Annotated in this window: 1 protein-coding gene; it reads right to left on the bottom strand. The window is 51.7% G+C overall.

What is annotated here, in order from left to right; translation table 11 throughout:
• Positions 1–107 precede the first annotated feature (107 nt).
• Positions 108–1,126: FIST signal transduction protein (locus tag M6F29_RS11785; RefSeq protein ID WP_298160141.1), on the bottom strand; the 1,019-nt coding region annotated here is incomplete at its 5' end.

Here is a 1,126-nt window from a genome sequence, read left to right as displayed (position 1 = left end):
AAGGGTGGACTTTAGCATTTGTTCCAGATTCAGACTGATGCCAATGGACATGGCAATTTCCTGCAGGACTTCCTGCTGGACCATCCGCCAGGACTCTGGATTCTCCATTAGAAAAAACCCACCACGGCTGTCTTGTTATAGAACTCCAGATAATCTTGACCGCTGTTCGCAATTTCACCGATGGTCAAGGCACCCAGCATAGGACCAGGGGAGTGGATAACCGCCAGTTCCTGGCGGAAATCCTGTTCGAGAAAAAGTGCGCGCGAAATACAATCCACTACGAATTGAAGTTCATATGGACGGGACTGACTTTCACACCAAGCCTCGTGAGCCATGGCGTGAGCTCGTTGTGCTGCCTGGATCAGAGTGTGCTGGTTGCCGTGCAATACGCGTACAAAAGCGCCCGTAGGCACTTCACCGGCACAGGTAATGTGCTGGTTCTGGGTCGACAAAGGATCACGGACCACCATTTCCGCATCGAGGCGAGTAATTCCAAAGGGATAGGCTTTAGCAATGGAAAAAAAGTTGTCTGGGGTTATGTGTTGTCCCCCATGATTTGCCAGGATTTCTTGATACACCTCAAAGGCGGGACGCCAATCCAGCGAATGAATGATATTTCCCTGAGCGGAGGTGACCTTGTAAGGTCTGGAAATGGAGTCCCAGCCATGGGCAACTCCAACGCCGCTGGGGTAGTCCAGGAAGACCAACAGGGCACTGTCCTGCAGCAGACCGGTGGGGGTGATGATGCAGGGCTTGGGTTGGAGGGAGAGTGATCCACAGCCACCACCCAAATAATTGAGTTCCAGCCCAAAGGTATTGAACAGTCCTTCGATTAAACTGGAAATATGCGTAGCAAATCCATCGACGAATACCAGCAGGGTCTGAGTGTCCGGAGAGGTGGGCAGGTTGAAGGAATGGTCAAGAATTTCGTCAAAACAGGAATGTTGGGACAGATTATCCAGGATGACAAAAACGGGCGCACGGGATAAACCAACCACCACCACCCCCTCGGACCAAGCTTTTCCTTCATGCAATACTTGAGGAAAAATACCCCCCAGAACGGGTTTGGTGCAGGCATGCAAGAGAGGATTCAGATTGGCCGGGGTATAGCCGTTGGCATCGCATG

The organism is Ferrovum sp., assembly GCF_027317285.1.
Lineage (GTDB): Bacteria > Pseudomonadota > Gammaproteobacteria > Burkholderiales > Ferrovaceae > Ferrovum.
This window is presented reverse-complemented; position numbering and strand designations above follow the sequence as displayed.